Raw genomic sequence first — 14,491 nt, 5'->3', positions numbered from 1 at the left:
GAGCACCGCGCTGTGTACATCGCACTCAGAGGGGACTCACCATGACCGTCGAACAGACTCTCACCGACGACGAACAGTTGGCCGGCCTGGATCTGGAGCAATTACGCCAGCTGGTCGGACTGGTCGAGTACGACAGCGATCACGATCCCTTCCCGGTGAGTGGTTGGGACGGCCTCGAATGGATCGTCGGAAACGCCACGCAGACTTCACATTTCTTCCAGTCCGCATTCGGCATGGAATTGGTGGCCTATTCAGGCCCGTCGACGGGAAACCGCGACCACCACGCGTTTGTACTCAAGAGCGGTGCCGTGCGCTTTGTCGTCAAAGGTGCTGTGGATCCGACAAGCGAGTTGATCGCGCATCACAGCCGTCATGGCGACGGCATCCGCGACATCGCGCTCAGCGTCCCTGACGTGGACAAGTGCATCGCGCACGCCATCACCCAAGGTGCGACGGTGTTGAGCGAACCGCACGACGTCACCGACGAGCACGGCACCGTTCGCCTGGCCAGCATCGCGACGTACGGCGAGACTCGGCACACCCTCGTCGACCGTTCCCGCTACACCGGCCCGTACCTTCCCGGATACGTCGAACGGACGTCGTCGTACCGCAAGCGTGACGGCGCGCCCAAGCGAATCTTTCAGGCCCTCGACCACGTCGTCGGCAATGTCGAACTCGGCAAGATGGACCAGTGGGTCGACTTCTACAACCGGGTCATGGGATTCACCAACATGGCCGAGTTCGTGGGCGGCGACATAGCCACCGACTACTCCGCGCTGATGAGCAAGGTCGTCTCGAGCGGCAATCACCGAGTCAAGTTCCCACTCAACGAACCTGCCATCGCGAAGAAGCGGTCACAGATCGACGAGTACCTCGAGTTCTATCAAGGTCCCGGCGCTCAGCATCTCGCGCTTGCGACCAACGACATCCTCGGAGCAGTCGATGCTCTGGTCGACGAAGGAATCGAGTTTCTCTCTACTCCGGCTTCGTATTACGAGGATCCCGAATTGCGCGCGCGTATCGGAGAGGTTCGAGTTCCGATCGAGGAATTGCAGAAGCGAGGTATCCTCGTCGACCGCGACGAGGACGGCTACCTTCTTCAGATCTTCACCAAGCCGATCGGAGATCGTCCCACCGTGTTCTTCGAGATCATCGAACGCCACGGCTCACTGGGATTCGGACTGGGAAACTTCAAAGCCCTGTTCGAAGCGATCGAGCGTGAGCAGGCCGCGCGGGGCAACTTCTGAGGTAGGTCAGCTGTTTTCGGTCCACGCCCAGACCACCGCGGGTCGCCCGGTGGCACTGACCCGGACTCGTTCGTCCGTACGTTCCAGCCCTGGCAACGCTTTGAGCGTCCGGTTCAAGTTGCCCGGGTCCGGACGCACACCGGAAAGCTCCTCCGCCACCGCCAGCGCGTACGACGCCGGAAACGACGGACCCAGTAGTGCCCGCGTGAATGCCTGATCTCGCCACAACAGGGTGTCAGCAAGGATCGGGCGGGTATCGGCGACTATCCGATTGTGGTCGAACGCAAGGTCCCCCGGGTTGTCCCAGCTCACCCATTCGGCCGAACCCGGCACCTCGTCCGACGAGATCACTGCCCACATGGTCACCGAGAGCGTCGGACCGCGGGGGTCGCGATTGGGTTCGTCGAACACGGTCAATTGACCGCTGACGAGGATCTTCTCGTCGGGAATTCCGAGCTTGGTGGTCACGGCTCGCCTGGCGGCGTCCTGCAACCGCTCACCGGCGCCCAGCAGTACACCGGGCAGCGCCAACTGCCCGGTGTACGGCTCCGCTTGCCGCGGAGTGACGGCAAATCGCAACATCCCGGGTTCCGGATTGCCGAACCGGAGCGCGATGACATCGATCGAGACAAGTGACTGGTCCACACCGTCCATCATGCAGGCACTGGGCATCGCATCTGACGATCGACCCGGTCGGCACCGTTCGCGGTCAGCACTACCGGCGCACCCATTTCCTCGCTCAGATACCGGGCGAAATCCTCCGGGTCGGCCGGAAGTTCCTTCGGCACGACCCCTACGGCTTTCAGGGAATCTGTCAGCGCCTGCTGGTGATCGAGATCCTTCCACTCTCCGACGGGAACGAACGGCAATCCTTCGTACGCGTGCACCCCGTGGATCGGGACGCCTGCAGCCCGCGCGCGATCCATCGCGTCGAGATGAGTAAGCGCCAAACCGTCGACGCCACCGCTCACCTCGATTGCGTAGTGCAACAACAACTCGTCGAGGTGGCCCATCCGGAATCCGCCTTGATACTCACCCGTCCCGTTGTGCAGCTCGGGCAACACCTTCGCCAGCTCCGGATCCTCCGTCGGGAAGGGCCCAGCTCCGTGTCGTGTCATGTACGTGCGGGTGACGCCGAGTACGTAACTGTCCCGGCCCAACTCGTCGATCATCGCTCGCGCGTTGGACGGTTCGACCGTCGACCACGTGGTGTGTGGGTGAAACCCCCGCCACTCGTCGAGAAGGACACCTTGTGCCCCCTCGAATACCAGACGACCACGGGCACCCAACGCGCCCAGCGCATCCGGGTCGGCGATGTCCACGACGGCACCGAATTCCGCGTACATGTCGACCATGTCGTCGATCGGCGGAAAACCGTGGCGACTCTCCGCGATCAACGGTCCGTAAAATGTGGCCATCGTCGACAACTTACGACGCAAGGAGTCAGGTCGCCGGCAGTCTCCCACCGTAGGCGCATTCGCAACTTCGAGCGCATACGCCGCGGTCTCACCGATCCCCTTGCCGCACGAGCCGTGTCGGTTACCGCCGCGAGCATCCTCACGAGCCCTGTTGGCGGCCACGTGAATCGGCGTCGTCAACAATGCGCGCGCGTCGATCCGTATCAAATCGAACGGATTTCGAACTCCGAGCGCTTCCAGAGCACGCGCCTCCCGGGCGAGCGCGATGGGCTCGACCAACACGAATCTCGAGAGAAACGTCGGGACGCCGGACAGCGTTCCCGAACCGAACTGCGAAAACGTGTGGTGGCGCTCGCCGACCGTCACGTTGTGCGCTGCCTGTGCCCCACCGTTGAACCGGACCACTGCGGCCACACCCAAATCGGCTTGGTCGGAGCAAAGCCAATCGACGGTTGCTCCCTTCCCCGCATCTCCGAACCCGAGGTCTACGACGACGATATCGCGGTCTTCGAACGGCTCCATCATGCTCTCCTTCTATGCGAAATCGACATCGTCCGTATCGGTTCCGAGATCGTGGGGCAACCCGGCCACCGTCGCGGTGCTGCGCCCTGGAATTAGAGCGAGAGCCTTGCCGACGGTCTCGGCTTCAGCTCTTGAACCGATGTCGCGGAGATCCGCCAGTCCGTCACGCAGGTCGATGCGGTCCTCGCCGATTCCGACCGTCAGCGCGATCAGTTCGCACACCGCAGCGGGGTCGTCGAGTTTGACGAAGCGTTCACCGAGCAACTTCTTCCAGTGATCCGCGATTTCCGGATCGTTGAAGTACGACGACTGATCTGGCAGAACGAAGTAGACATTCCATCTTTCTTCGAGTTCACGGTAGATCGACGAGACCGATACGTCCTGACGTACCTTGTCCCCGATCACCGAACGGATGTGACGAGCCGAGAGCCGCGGCTTGTTCAGCTCGTCGCCGATGATGAAGAGGTAGCCTTTCCTTCCGCGCTTCTCCCAGGCATCCGTACTGGTGTGGCGCGCCATGAAATATGCTGCCAATTCATAGCTTTCCGACTTCTGTCCGCCACCGTTGCCCTCGAGGAAGATCGTCCGAAGCTGCTCGTCCATCGCGTTACCCGACTCGAACTGACCGACTTGTAGTGGCACCTGATCGGAATCGGCGTCGCCGATACCACCGAACAGAATCTGCGGATCATCCGCGTATCCCTTGCGTTGCAGCAGCCCGTGCAGCTTTCCGAGCTTGTCCTGCATGATTCGCGGAACAGCGCCCATCGAGCCGGTGACATCGAAAAGCACTGCTATCGGGAGAGAATCGGGGTGCCCAGCCGAGTCTCGGCATTCACGCTTGTCGACGCCGAAGGGGTCGAGGGTCGGGTCCGCTTTCCAACTGCTTCGCGGACGCGACCGAAGCGAATCGGTGTAACCGAAATCGTCGACACCGCGTGCGGCACGAAAAGTCTTGCCCGCCAAATAGGTGTTGTCGTCCCAGTATCCGTAGCCCATGACAATCACTGTCCTTTCGTGGATGGAACTGCGAACGGACGAAATGTCCGCTGGCCATAGAGAAGATCGAGGAGTTCGTCGAACTCACCCAGTAGGTCGACCGCGTCGGGACGCAATCTCGGGTTGTCCTGCATGCAGCCGTCGGCAAACGCCTTCATCCGTTCGTGGGTCTGCTCGCCCAGCATTCGGAGCATCAAATGATGAGCCATGTAGACGTCCCAGGCCGGAGACGCTCCTTCGCCGAGTTCCGGTGGGTACGAATCACGATCGGAACCGATCGTCGCCACCGGGCGGCTGCCCGTATGGGTGGCAAAGGACCAGCCGACCAGCACCACCCCGTGCCGATCAGGCTCGATCAGCACGTTCTCCGCGGTAATCGCCGTGTGCACCCAACCAGTCGCATGCGCTGCTGCCAGAGCCCGAAGTAGCCGTCGGTGCATCCACGCCCAGTCCCGTGGATCGAGGCCACCTGGATACGCCTCACGGACGTCGGCGAGACTCACAAAACCTTCGGTCAGATCGTCCAACACATCGATCTGACGTCTCGTGCCGCTGCCCACATGGGTGATTTGATCGATCAATCGCGGGAAGTACGAGACTGCCCAACCGGCTTCGCACGAATTCTCGATGTCCGTCAACACATTCCGTTCGGCCTCGATCATCGAGTTCGCCCGAGGGTCTCGCGGAATCTTCAGTACGACACCGGCATCGGACCGGTACAGGTTAGCGACCGAGCCGCGCGCTACCAGTCCACCCAACGTGTACTCGCCCCGCTCGCCGACATAAACGGGCCGAGAATCTGCCGGCTCGAACTCCGCTGTCCAACTGCGGTATAGCTCGTTCAACCGAGATGTTGCGGCCGAGTATCGCACCCGATCTTCGGGCTTCGCCCGGTCCGGATGAATGGCGGAGGCGAGCCGATGAAAACGACGCTTCGCAGCGCGACGGGTGTCGAGATCGCTGGAGTCTCCCCCGAACACATCGGCCGAAACTCGTGCTGCCTCGACGATTTCAAGTGCCGTGCTGATCGTTTTCATGGTTTTAGTCTATCCGACTAAAACGGAGACGGCAAGAATGCGTATTTCATCCGAGTACATGCGCATCACATCAGGACACGGCAATCACCTGGCGGTACCGAGGGCTGAAACAGCTTTGCGTAGCTCGATCACTGCCGGACTGCTGTCGCCCTCGCGGGTACACAGATCGATCGAACACTGCTCGATGTCGGAAATGCGCACGAAACTGATATCCGAGCGGGTGTAGTACTCGGCAATGGTTGCTGCCGTTATCACCACCGCCCGACCGTTGGCGACAACCTCGAGCGCTTCGTCCATCGTGCGGACAGAGGGACCGTACCGGACGGGTACACCACTCGGGCGCGGGTCCACCGACCACCATTTCACCCATTCGGGTGGTGCGCCGTCACTCGAAACCTGCACAGTCCCATCTATTTCAGAAATCTCGATGCTCGCGCGACCCGCCAGTCGGTGCCCTCGAGGCAGAGCCAACACCCGCGGTTCGACGCCTATCCGTTCGAGCACCACACCGTCGAGCACCGGCAGTGGCGGTCGCACGAAGGCCGCGTCGACGGTCGCGCTCGCCACCGCGGAAACCTGTTGGGACCAGTCCAATTGGACCAGCTCCACCTCCGCATGCAACGAATCGATCACCGCACGTCCCAAACTTCCGGCCGCCCCGTTGATGAATCCGATCCGCAACCGCCTGGCCCGCCGACGCTCGAGTGCGTCGAGCCCGTTCATCGCGCGAACGGCGAACTCGAGAGCGGGCCGCGCATCCGCGACGAACACCTCACCCGCGGCGGTGAGCACCACCGGGTGCGAACTGCGATCAACCAACTCGACACCCACCTGTTCCTCGAGTCGACGAATCTGCTGACTGAGAGCAGGCGCCGTGACGAACAACCGGTCTGCCGCTCGACCGAAGTGCCCTTCCGCCACGACGACGAGCAACGAGGACACCAACCGCAGATTCAGATCTTCACCTCTTCTCGCCTTTTTCATTACCGTCCATTCGGTTGTCTTAGGCCGCTGTTCGCCAGCAAAGTGATGACCATCACGGTATCTGAACAGCGGAGTTAAGCAAACCGGCAATTGTCGAACGAAGTTCTACATGTACAGCGAATGCCACGTCAGGTCACAGTTGTCGCAGATCCGGACAGCCCGCCGAATCCGCGAAACCAGGAGATGTGATGAGCAAGTACGAGCACGAATTCGTCCACATGATGGATGGCGTCGAAAAGCAATTGGAAACCATCGACAATCCGCGGCACCAGAAGATCCTCCGAAACTACCGGCGCCACGCATTGCTCGAGGTCTCCGGTCGTTACAAGGAAATCCTCTCGCCCGACATGACCGTCGAAGACCCCGTCTACCGGTTGTTCGAAGACGGGCAGTCGATTGTTCTGGACGGCATGGACGCCGTCACCAACTTCTACCAGTCACTCGCCGAGACGGACACCCTTGTCATGTGGACCGGACAGTCCGACTTCGCGGTCTCCGACAGCGGATTCTCGGGTGAGACTCTCTTCAGTCAATTCGTCCCAGGATCGATTCTGGGAGACGGGGTGTTCGGCGCGGTGCACGAATCGGGTGGATCCACCCCCGCAGCCCCCGAACAGTCGTCGGACATCGACCCCGACGGTTGGTATCTCGTGCGTCGGACCTTGGCATTTGTCTGGCCGTACGACGAGCAGGGGCGACTCATCGGTGAGCATGTCTACGAAGATTCTGCTTCGAAAGTCGTGACCAAGGTGGACCCGAGCGAGGTCATCACTGCGGCGCGCGCAGCCGAACTGCTTGCCCCACTGCTCGAAACGCACCTGCCGTGAGCGCGCCCGTAGCCATTGTCACCGGCGCAGCTGCCGGGTTGGGCGCCGCTATTGCCGAGCGCCTTGCGGAGGACTTCGGCACCCTGCTTCTCCTCGACATCGAAGAGGCCGCACTCGCCGACACCGCAGCACGCCTGGAAAGCCTTGGCGTAGCAGTCCACACGGCACGATGCGATGTTCGACGTGAAGGTGACGTCAAGAACGCCTTCGACGTGGCTGCATCGGCCGGAAGCCCGACTGCACTCGTCAACGGCGCCGGAATCGGCGTCTTCACTCCGTTCCTCGAGATCACCGAAGACCAGTGGGACAACACCTTTGCGGTGAACACCAAGGGCAGCTTCCTGATGTGCCGCGAATTCGTGAGCAGAACCGAGGGTCCGGCAGCGATCGTCAACATCGCGTCGATCGGTGCCCGCTTGGGCGGTGACATGCTCGCGCACTACGGACCATCGAAGGCCGCCGTGATCGAGATGAGTCACAGCGTCGCCCGAATCGGTGCGACTCGAGGACTTCGCTCGAATACGGTCATGCCCGGCCTGATCCTCACCGACATGTGGCTTCGAACCATCAAGGAACTGCGTCGACGCGATCCCTCGCTCACAGATGTTTCCGATGCTGACGTCTTCGATTCTTTTGTCGCACAGATGGTTCCGATGGGTCGAGCTCAGACGCCCGGAGACATCGCCGAGATGGTCGCCTTCTTGCTCAGTGACAAGGCTCGCAACGTCACCGGCCAGACGATTGCCGTCGACGGCGGCGCCGTGATGACCTGATCGGGTCGATGGCGGTCAGCCCCAGCGCGACTGGCCGCCGTCGAGCGGGATCGTGGCACCCGTGAGGTACCCGGCGTCTTCGCTGACGAGGAAGACGACGGCACGACCGATGTCGGTCTCGGGGTCTCCGACGCGTCCCAGCGGAATACCTGCGACAAATGCCGCTGCCTCTTCGGGATTCTTTTCCATCCACCACTGCAACGCGGGAGTCTTGGCGTGCGGGGCAACATTGAGAACGCGAATGTTGTCCTTGCCCCATTCGCAGGCGGCAGCGCGGGTCAACGAGCGCATGCCTTCTTTGATGGAACCGTAAGCGCCGTAGTTACTGGCATCCCAGCGCACCGCCGCCGAGGTGACCATGTTGATGATGACGCCACCGCCACGACTGTTCAGGTGGGGGTACGACGCCTGCATCATGCGCAGGGTGGCGAGCGGCCCCGTCGCGAAGGAACGCTCGAAGTCTTCGTCGAGCACGCTCGAGAGTGGGCCGGGCTTGCAGTCGTTGGCGTTGTTGACCAGGATGTCGATTCCGCCGAACAGTTCGACGGTACGGTCCACGGCGTCGGTGATGTCGTCCTTCTTGCTGACGTCGCAGACCACCGCCTCACCGCGCGCACCGATGTCAGCCAGTAGTCCGCACGTGGTGTGCAACTTGGATTCGGTGCGGCCGGCAACGGCGATCACGGCGCCCTCTTTGGCCAAGGCCAGGGCAATCCCCTGCCCGATTCCCTGACCCGCACCGGTGATGAGTGCGACTTTGCCTTCGAGCTTGCCCATGTGACCACTCCAATGTCCGTCGACGCAGAGGTCCCTTTTGCGGGAGGGACCGGTCGATTCTGGTGACTGCCGCTGTTTGTCGTCTACACTCGACCTACAAAACAACCAAGCACTTGCTTGACCCTAAGGTGTGCGACCACGTCGCGTCAATCACATTGGGCGGCAATTCAGCTCGGCACCGCACCAGGAAGGCTCCACCGTGACACAGCCCAACCCCGTCGATTTCAGCGGACGCTCGGTGATCGTCACCGGCGGCACCAAAGGCATCGGCTACGTCATCGCCGAAACCTTCCTCGCCGCGGGTGCGAACGTGCTGGTCTGTGGCCGTAACGAGCCCGAAAACCTACCCACCGCCGACGGTCGTAGCGCAGCCTTTCGCGCCACGGACGTCCGCGATCCCGCCGACGCCGCAGCCCTCGTCCAGGATGCCGTCGAGCGCTTCGGCCGTCTGGACGTCCTGGTCAACAACGCCGGCGGCTCCCCCGACGCCGACGCTGCGACGGTGTCACCCCGCTTCGTCGAGAAGATCGTGGCCCTGAACCTGTTGGCACCCTTCAACGTTGCCCAGGCCGCAAATGCAGTGATGCAGACTCAGGACGACGGCGGTGCCATCATCAACATCGGCAGTGTCTCGGCAATCGACCCGCAGCCCGGAACCGCGGCGTACAGCGCAGCCAAGGCAGGCCTCCTCGTTCTGACCAAGGCATTGGCCCTCGAATGGGCGCCGAAGGTCCGGATCAACCACATCACCACCGGCCTGATCCGTACCGAGGCTGCCGCCGAGGTCTACGGCGCCGACGGCGGCGCTGCGGTCACCAGGACCATTCCGATGGAGCGCATGGCCGTGCCGGCCGATATCGCCAACTCCTGCCTGTTCCTGGCGAGCCCGCTCTCCTCGTACGTGAACGGCGCCGACATCGCCGTTCACGGCGGCGGTGAGTACCCGGCTCGCTACATGGCGACCCACCAGGATTGAAACAAATACGAAGCAGCCCCTGAGCGGATTCGCTCGGGGGCTGCTTCTTCGTGTGAACAACTGCGGGGCGCGACGAGGGGTCAAGCACCCCGCAGTTGAGTCTGGAGGGACTAGCGAGCGGAGAAGCTCACTCGTGCACCGGAAATCGCTACCTGATCACCCTTGGTGACCTGGAAGGCCAGGTCGTCGGGAGTTCCCCACGCAACGATGGACGGCGCTTCACCCGGATGGATTGCCGCAGCGAATCGACCCTCGAGACTCACGAGGTCCGCCGGATGCACTCCGGCGACCCGGGCAAGCTCGAGCGTGCTCGCGGCCAACGTGCACAGGCCGTGCATGATCGGACGCGGCTGGTTGATCCGCGCCGCAGCCTCGGGATCGATGTGGATGTGGTGCTTGTCGCCCAGGAGCCGGTACATCGCCGTCTGGTTCTCCGCTGTGGTCAACACACCGGTCAACGAAGGCTCGCCGGTCGGCTCCGCCGGACGTGAGGGTCCACGTTCTCCGCCGAATCCACCGGCACCGGGGGCAAAAAGTGACCAGGTCGCGACGAAGTATTCGCACTCCACCTTCACTTCGAACACGGCCGCTGCGCCCTTGTCCCACACCTCGCCGACCGAAGCCTTCAAGGTCACGTCACCGCTACGCGGAAGCGGAGCAAGCACTTTCAGCTCTTGCGAGCCGTGCAGTGCCGTCGAGGTGTCGAAGGCGCCCGCCGAACCCAGAGCGTCGGGAGCCCACTGCGCCAGCGTCAGAGCAAAGGTCGGCAGGACCCGAAGCTGATCCTCGAAGACGAGGTCCAGCTCGGTCGCCTTGGCGCCCACGGCAAGTGCGTACAGGATCGCGTCGCGCTCGGTGTACGACACGGTGCGGGTCCCGAGATCGGCTCCACGCCAATCGCCGGCGGTCTTCGCAGCTTCCGAAGTTGTCACTGTCTTTTCCTCTCTCAAACAGCGCCGAGAACGAGACCGCTGGTGGGTACTGCTGTTCCGGCTGTGACCAATACGTTTTCGACGCCCTCGGGCTGGTTGGTCGACGTGCCTCGCACGAGTCGCACACCTTCGGCAATTCCGTTGACACCGTGCAGGTACGCCTCGCCGACCTGACCACCGTGAGTGTTGGACGGCAGGCGTCCACCGATCTCGAGGTTGCCTTCGCGAATGAAGTCCTTGGCTTCGCCTGGCTTGCAGAAGCCCAGTTCTTCGAGCTGCGGAAGCACCAACGGGGTGAAGTGGTCGTACAGAATCGCGGCGTTGATGTCATCAGGGGTCAGGCCGCTCTGGCCGTACAACTGACGAGCAACCAGGCCCATCTCCGGGATACCCGAGATGTCAGGACGGTAGTAGCTGGTCATCATGTGCTGATCCTTGCTACTGCCCTGAGCGGCTCCCTTGATGACGACGGGCTTGTTGGCCAGATCCTTTGCGCGCTCGGCAGAGACGATGACCAATGCCTGGCCGCCGTCGGTTTCCTGGCAGCAGTCGAGCAGGTGCAGAGGCTCGGCGATCCAGCGCGAGTTCTGATGGTCCTCGAGTGTGATCGGACGCTCGTAGAACCAGGCAGCCGGGTTGTTGGCGGCATGCTTGCGCGCCACCACTGCAACTCGTCCGAAGTCCTCACTCGTCGCACCGTACTGGTGCATGTAGCGGCGGGCGAACATGGCGACCCACTGAGCGGGAGTCGACAATCCCTGCGGAGTCATCCACGCATATGCCGCGCGATCCGCGGTGCTGTCCATGGGTCGATCGTGCTGCCCAAGGCCGTAGCGCACACCGGAGCGCTCGTTGAAGGCGCGGTAACAAACCACGACGTCGGCAACACCCGTCGCAACTGCCATGGCCGCCTGCTGCACGGTGGCACACGCGGCGCCGCCGCCGTAGTGAATGCGCGAGAAGAACTTCAGCTCGCCGAGGCCACAGTTGCGAGCCACAATGGCTTCGCCGTTCGTCTCCGACGTGTAGGTGGACAGACCGTCGACCTCGGACGGGTCGATACCGGCGTCAGCGAGTGCCGCGACGATGGCCTCACACGCCAACTGCAGTTCGGTGCGGCCGGAGTTCTTGGAGAACTCGGTGGATCCGATGCCGACGATGGCGGCGGTTCCCGAGAGTGGGCTGATCGCCATCAGGGCCTCTCCTCTTCCTTGAAAGCGACTGCGACGGTGCCGGATGCATGATTGCCGAGGCTGTTTGCACCCTGCACCTTGACCACGACCACTCCATCTTCCTTGGACACGACCTCACCGGTCATCGTCATGGTGTCACCCGGGTAGTTGGGCGCCCCGAGACGAATGGCGATGCGGCGCAAGGTCGATGCAGATCCGGCCCAGTCCGTGACGTATCGACCGACAAGACCGTTGCTCGTGAGGATGTTCATGAAGACATCCTTGGATCCGCGCTCTTGGGCCAGGCTCGGATCGTGGTGCACGTCCTGAAAATCGCGAGTGGCGATTGCCGTGGCGACGATCAACGTGCGGGTCAGCGGGATCGCCAACTCGGGCAATGCCTCTCCGACAACGACGTCTGCGTAGCTACGACCGGCAAGAACGGTCATGCGAGCACCTCCACACCGGATGCGAGCTGCGCACCCAGACGCGCGAGATCGGAGCTGGAGCCGCCGAGGGTGGCAGCAATCTGCTTGCCCCACAAGAGGTGACGGTGAACCGGGTAGTCGGTGTCGACGCCCATGCCGCCGTGAACATGCGTGGTGCGATGCACGACGCGCTGTCCGCCGTCGGTAGCCCACCACTTGGCGACCAGTACCGAGGTGCCGAGATCCAGTCCCTCGGAGATGCGCCAGGCGGCCTGCCACAGTGTCACGCGCATCGCTTCGAGATCGATGTAGCAGTCAGCGAGTTGATGATTGACGGCCTGGAAGGTCGCCAGCGGACGGCCGAACTGCTTGCGGCCGTTCAGGTACGTGACGGCCTGCGCGACTGCACCCGACCCGACGCCCCATTGGATTGCGGCCAATGCCAGCTGAACGCGGTCGATCAGCCACGGAACCGTGGTGCCGTCAGCCGCACCGATCAGCTGCGCGGGGGCACCGGCAAAGGTGACGTTGGCACAGATCTCCCAACTGGTGGACTGCGTCTGTTCGAGCGTCACTCCCTCGGCACTCAGGTCGACCAGCAGCAGTGCCGTACCAGTGGAAGCGGTTGCCGAAACGAGAGCAAGGTTCGCGACGTGAGTCATCGGCACTACTGCCTTCTCACCCGTCAGAGTCCAGTTGCCGTCGGCGTCCTGCTCAGCCGTGGTCAGTGGGTCGCCGCCAGTGTACGGACCGAACTCTTCGAGACCGACGGTCAGGAATCGACTGCCGTCGGCGACTCCCGGAAGGAGTTCGGCGCGAAGGGAATCAGAGCCGAATTCGTTGACTGCCAATGCTGCAAGGGTCGTTTCCCAGATCGGCACGGCCGCAACGTGACGTCCCTGCTGTTCGAGCAGTGCGTACAGCTCGGACAAGCCGAGGCCACCGCCGCCGAACTCCTCCGGCAGGGCGATACCGAGCAACCCGGTGCTCGCGAGCTCACGCCACAGTTCACGGTCGACGCGCTCAGCGGAGAGTTCGATCTCCTTGGTGCGCTCGATCGTTGCCTTGCTGGTGAAGACCTCGTCGGCCAGTGCGCGAATTGCTTCCTGCTCTTCGCTGAAATTGAAGTCCATCAGTGCTCCTCGCGTACGGCCGGCCGGAACGCGGGAAGCGTCAGATCCGGGTCGGCGTCGATCCAGTCAAGTTCCACGGGCATGTCGACCACGACATCTTCGGGCGCGATACCCACCATGTTGGCGATCAATCGGGTTCCCTCTTCGAGTTCGATTACCGCAACGATGAGCGGGTAGTCGAACGCGTCGATCTTGGGGTGATGATTGACCACGAAGCTGTACACCGTGCCACGCCCCGACGCGTCGATCGTGTCCCACTCGAGTGACTGGCACTCCCCGCACATCGGGCCGGTGGGATGACGCAACGTCTTGCAGGACGTGCAGCGCTGGATCACCAGACGGTGCTCTTTGGCCGCTTCGAACCAGAAAGCGTTGTCCGCGTTGAGAGCCGGACGCGGACGCAGTGCACGAGGAGCTTCGGGCGCAGCAGATTCCTGAGGTTTGAACCGCAGCGTCCGCCACCGCTGGGTGCCGACAACCTGATCGTCACCGTTGCGGTAGGTCTTGAGCGGCGTGACGAAGTGTCCGACACCGAGGCCGGTCTTCTTCTCCGGCGAAATCGACTCGATGACCTCGGTGTAGTTAACGCGATCGCCTGGGCGCAGTTCGGCGAAGAACTCCTGATCGGAATCGGTGGCCACGACAGAGCTGTAGCCGGCTGCGTCGAGGGTGGCGATCAGATCGGTCCATACCTGCGACGGGTCGTTGCCCGCCATCTTGTCGGTAAAGGTCCGCATGATCCAGACCTGAAGCATCTGAGCGGGAGCGACGACGCCGTCACGGCCGGTGGCGCGGGCAGCTTCGTCGTCGAGGTAGACGGGGTTGGTATCGCCCATGGTCTCGGCCCAATGCCGGATCATGGGGATGTTGACCTCGTCTGGCCCCCAGGTGGTGGGAACAAGCGTCTGGCCGACAAAAGCGTCGAGTTGCGCCGAAATGTCGCTCACTTGACCCTCTTTTCGCGAACGAGTCCCAAGCCGATGGTGCCGACCATGTCACGCAGAACTTCGTTGACGCCGCCGCCGAAGGTGTTCACGACACCCTGACGCGAGATCTGCTCGATCTGACCGGCAAGCAGAGCGCCCGGAGACTCGGGGCGGATGCGACCGGCGGAGCCGAGAATTCCGAGCAGGGTGCGGTAGACGTCGACGTGAGTCTCGGTCCCGTACGTCTTGGTGGCACCGGCGTCGGCTCCGGAGAGCGTGTCCTGTGCGACGGCTGCCGTCATCTTCCAGTTCAGCAGTCGCATGGCCTCGAGCTTGGCGT

General features: G+C 62.6%; 16 protein-coding genes. 4 read left to right on the top strand and 12 right to left on the bottom strand.

Translation table 11 applies throughout. The features are described from left to right. The first annotated feature begins 41 nt into the window (after positions 1–41). Positions 42–1,247 (top strand): 4-hydroxyphenylpyruvate dioxygenase, encoded by a 1,206-nt coding sequence (gene hppD, locus A2J01_RS29460; RefSeq protein WP_064074306.1) that lies wholly within the window; start codon positions 42–44, stop codon positions 1,245–1,247. 6 nt (positions 1,248–1,253) lie between these two features. Here the strand turns inward: hppD and A2J01_RS29455 are convergent, their stop codons facing one another. From A2J01_RS29455 to A2J01_RS29435, 5 genes are all read right to left on the bottom strand, one after another. Beyond that, positions 1,254–1,904 carry an NUDIX domain-containing protein gene (locus A2J01_RS29455; RefSeq protein ID WP_020909123.1) on the bottom strand — a complete coding sequence of 217 codons (651 nt, stop codon included), beginning with the start codon at positions 1,902–1,904 and terminating at the stop codon, positions 1,254–1,256. Next, positions 1,901–3,190, bottom strand: coding sequence for an adenylosuccinate synthetase (locus tag A2J01_RS29450; protein WP_030537006.1), 1,290 nt, complete (start codon positions 3,188–3,190; stop codon positions 1,901–1,903). Before A2J01_RS29450 ends, A2J01_RS29455 begins: the two co-directional genes overlap by 4 nt. Positions 3,191–3,199: 9 nt before the next feature. Continuing rightward, positions 3,200–4,186 (bottom strand): hypothetical protein, encoded by a 987-nt coding sequence (locus A2J01_RS29445; RefSeq protein WP_030537005.1) that lies wholly within the window; start codon positions 4,184–4,186, stop codon positions 3,200–3,202. A 5-nt stretch (positions 4,187–4,191) separates the two neighbouring features. Next, positions 4,192–5,223, bottom strand: coding sequence for a hypothetical protein (locus A2J01_RS29440; RefSeq protein ID WP_064114149.1), 1,032 nt, complete (start codon positions 5,221–5,223; stop codon positions 4,192–4,194). An 84-nt stretch (positions 5,224–5,307) separates the two neighbouring features. Beyond that, positions 5,308–6,207, bottom strand: a complete 900-nt coding sequence (locus A2J01_RS29435) for a LysR family transcriptional regulator (RefSeq protein ID WP_054187448.1) — start codon at positions 6,205–6,207, stop codon at positions 5,308–5,310. A 188-nt stretch (positions 6,208–6,395) separates the two neighbouring features. On the opposite strand from A2J01_RS29435, the gene A2J01_RS29430 reads away from it, so the two are divergent. Next, positions 6,396–7,034, top strand: coding sequence for a hypothetical protein (locus A2J01_RS29430; protein ID WP_064114148.1), 639 nt, complete (start codon positions 6,396–6,398; stop codon positions 7,032–7,034). Next, positions 7,031–7,807 carry an SDR family NAD(P)-dependent oxidoreductase gene (locus A2J01_RS29425; protein WP_007732641.1) on the top strand — a complete coding sequence of 259 codons (777 nt, stop codon included), beginning with the start codon at positions 7,031–7,033 and terminating at the stop codon, positions 7,805–7,807. Before A2J01_RS29430 ends, A2J01_RS29425 begins: the two co-directional genes overlap by 4 nt. A gap of 15 nt (positions 7,808–7,822) precedes the next feature. On the opposite strand, the gene A2J01_RS29420 is transcribed toward A2J01_RS29425, so the two are convergent. Beyond that, positions 7,823–8,584, bottom strand: coding sequence for an SDR family NAD(P)-dependent oxidoreductase (locus A2J01_RS29420; RefSeq protein WP_064114147.1), 762 nt, complete (start codon positions 8,582–8,584; stop codon positions 7,823–7,825). A 199-nt stretch (positions 8,585–8,783) separates the two neighbouring features. Here A2J01_RS29420 and A2J01_RS29415 point away from each other — a divergent pair, with 199 nt between their 5' ends. Then, entirely contained in the window at positions 8,784–9,560 is a 777-nt protein-coding gene (locus A2J01_RS29415; RefSeq protein ID WP_064114146.1) for an SDR family oxidoreductase, read from the top strand. 110 nt (positions 9,561–9,670) lie between these two features. Here A2J01_RS29415 and A2J01_RS29410 read toward each other — a convergent pair whose 3' ends face one another. From A2J01_RS29410 to A2J01_RS29385, 6 genes are all read right to left on the bottom strand, one after another. Next, positions 9,671–10,492 (bottom strand): MaoC/PaaZ C-terminal domain-containing protein, encoded by an 822-nt coding sequence (locus A2J01_RS29410; RefSeq protein WP_003940443.1) that lies wholly within the window; start codon positions 10,490–10,492, stop codon positions 9,671–9,673. 14 nt (positions 10,493–10,506) lie between these two features. Then, positions 10,507–11,685 (bottom strand): lipid-transfer protein, encoded by a 1,179-nt coding sequence (locus tag A2J01_RS29405; protein WP_064114145.1) that lies wholly within the window; start codon positions 11,683–11,685, stop codon positions 10,507–10,509. After that, positions 11,685–12,113, bottom strand: coding sequence for a MaoC family dehydratase (locus A2J01_RS29400; RefSeq protein WP_003940399.1), 429 nt, complete (start codon positions 12,111–12,113; stop codon positions 11,685–11,687). The genes A2J01_RS29405 and A2J01_RS29400 overlap by 1 nt, the downstream gene beginning before the upstream one ends. Further along, the gene (locus tag A2J01_RS29395; RefSeq protein WP_030537002.1) at positions 12,110–13,225 is read right to left on the bottom strand and encodes an acyl-CoA dehydrogenase family protein; all 1,116 of its coding nucleotides are present in this window, start codon (positions 13,223–13,225) and stop codon (positions 12,110–12,112) included. Before A2J01_RS29395 ends, A2J01_RS29400 begins: the two co-directional genes overlap by 4 nt. After that, the gene (locus A2J01_RS29390; RefSeq protein WP_064114144.1) at positions 13,225–14,172 is read right to left on the bottom strand and encodes a bifunctional MaoC family dehydratase N-terminal/OB-fold nucleic acid binding domain-containing protein; all 948 of its coding nucleotides are present in this window, start codon (positions 14,170–14,172) and stop codon (positions 13,225–13,227) included. The genes A2J01_RS29395 and A2J01_RS29390 overlap by 1 nt, the downstream gene beginning before the upstream one ends. Next, a partial coding sequence (locus A2J01_RS29385; RefSeq protein ID WP_269455345.1) for an acyl-CoA dehydrogenase family protein occupies positions 14,169–14,491 on the bottom strand: 323 nt, incomplete at its 5' end. The genes A2J01_RS29390 and A2J01_RS29385, both read right to left, overlap by 4 nt.

Source organism: Rhodococcus sp. EPR-134, assembly GCF_001647205.1.
Taxonomy (GTDB): Bacteria; Actinomycetota; Actinomycetes; order Mycobacteriales; family Mycobacteriaceae; genus Rhodococcus_F; species Rhodococcus_F qingshengii.
This window is presented reverse-complemented; position numbering and strand designations above follow the sequence as displayed.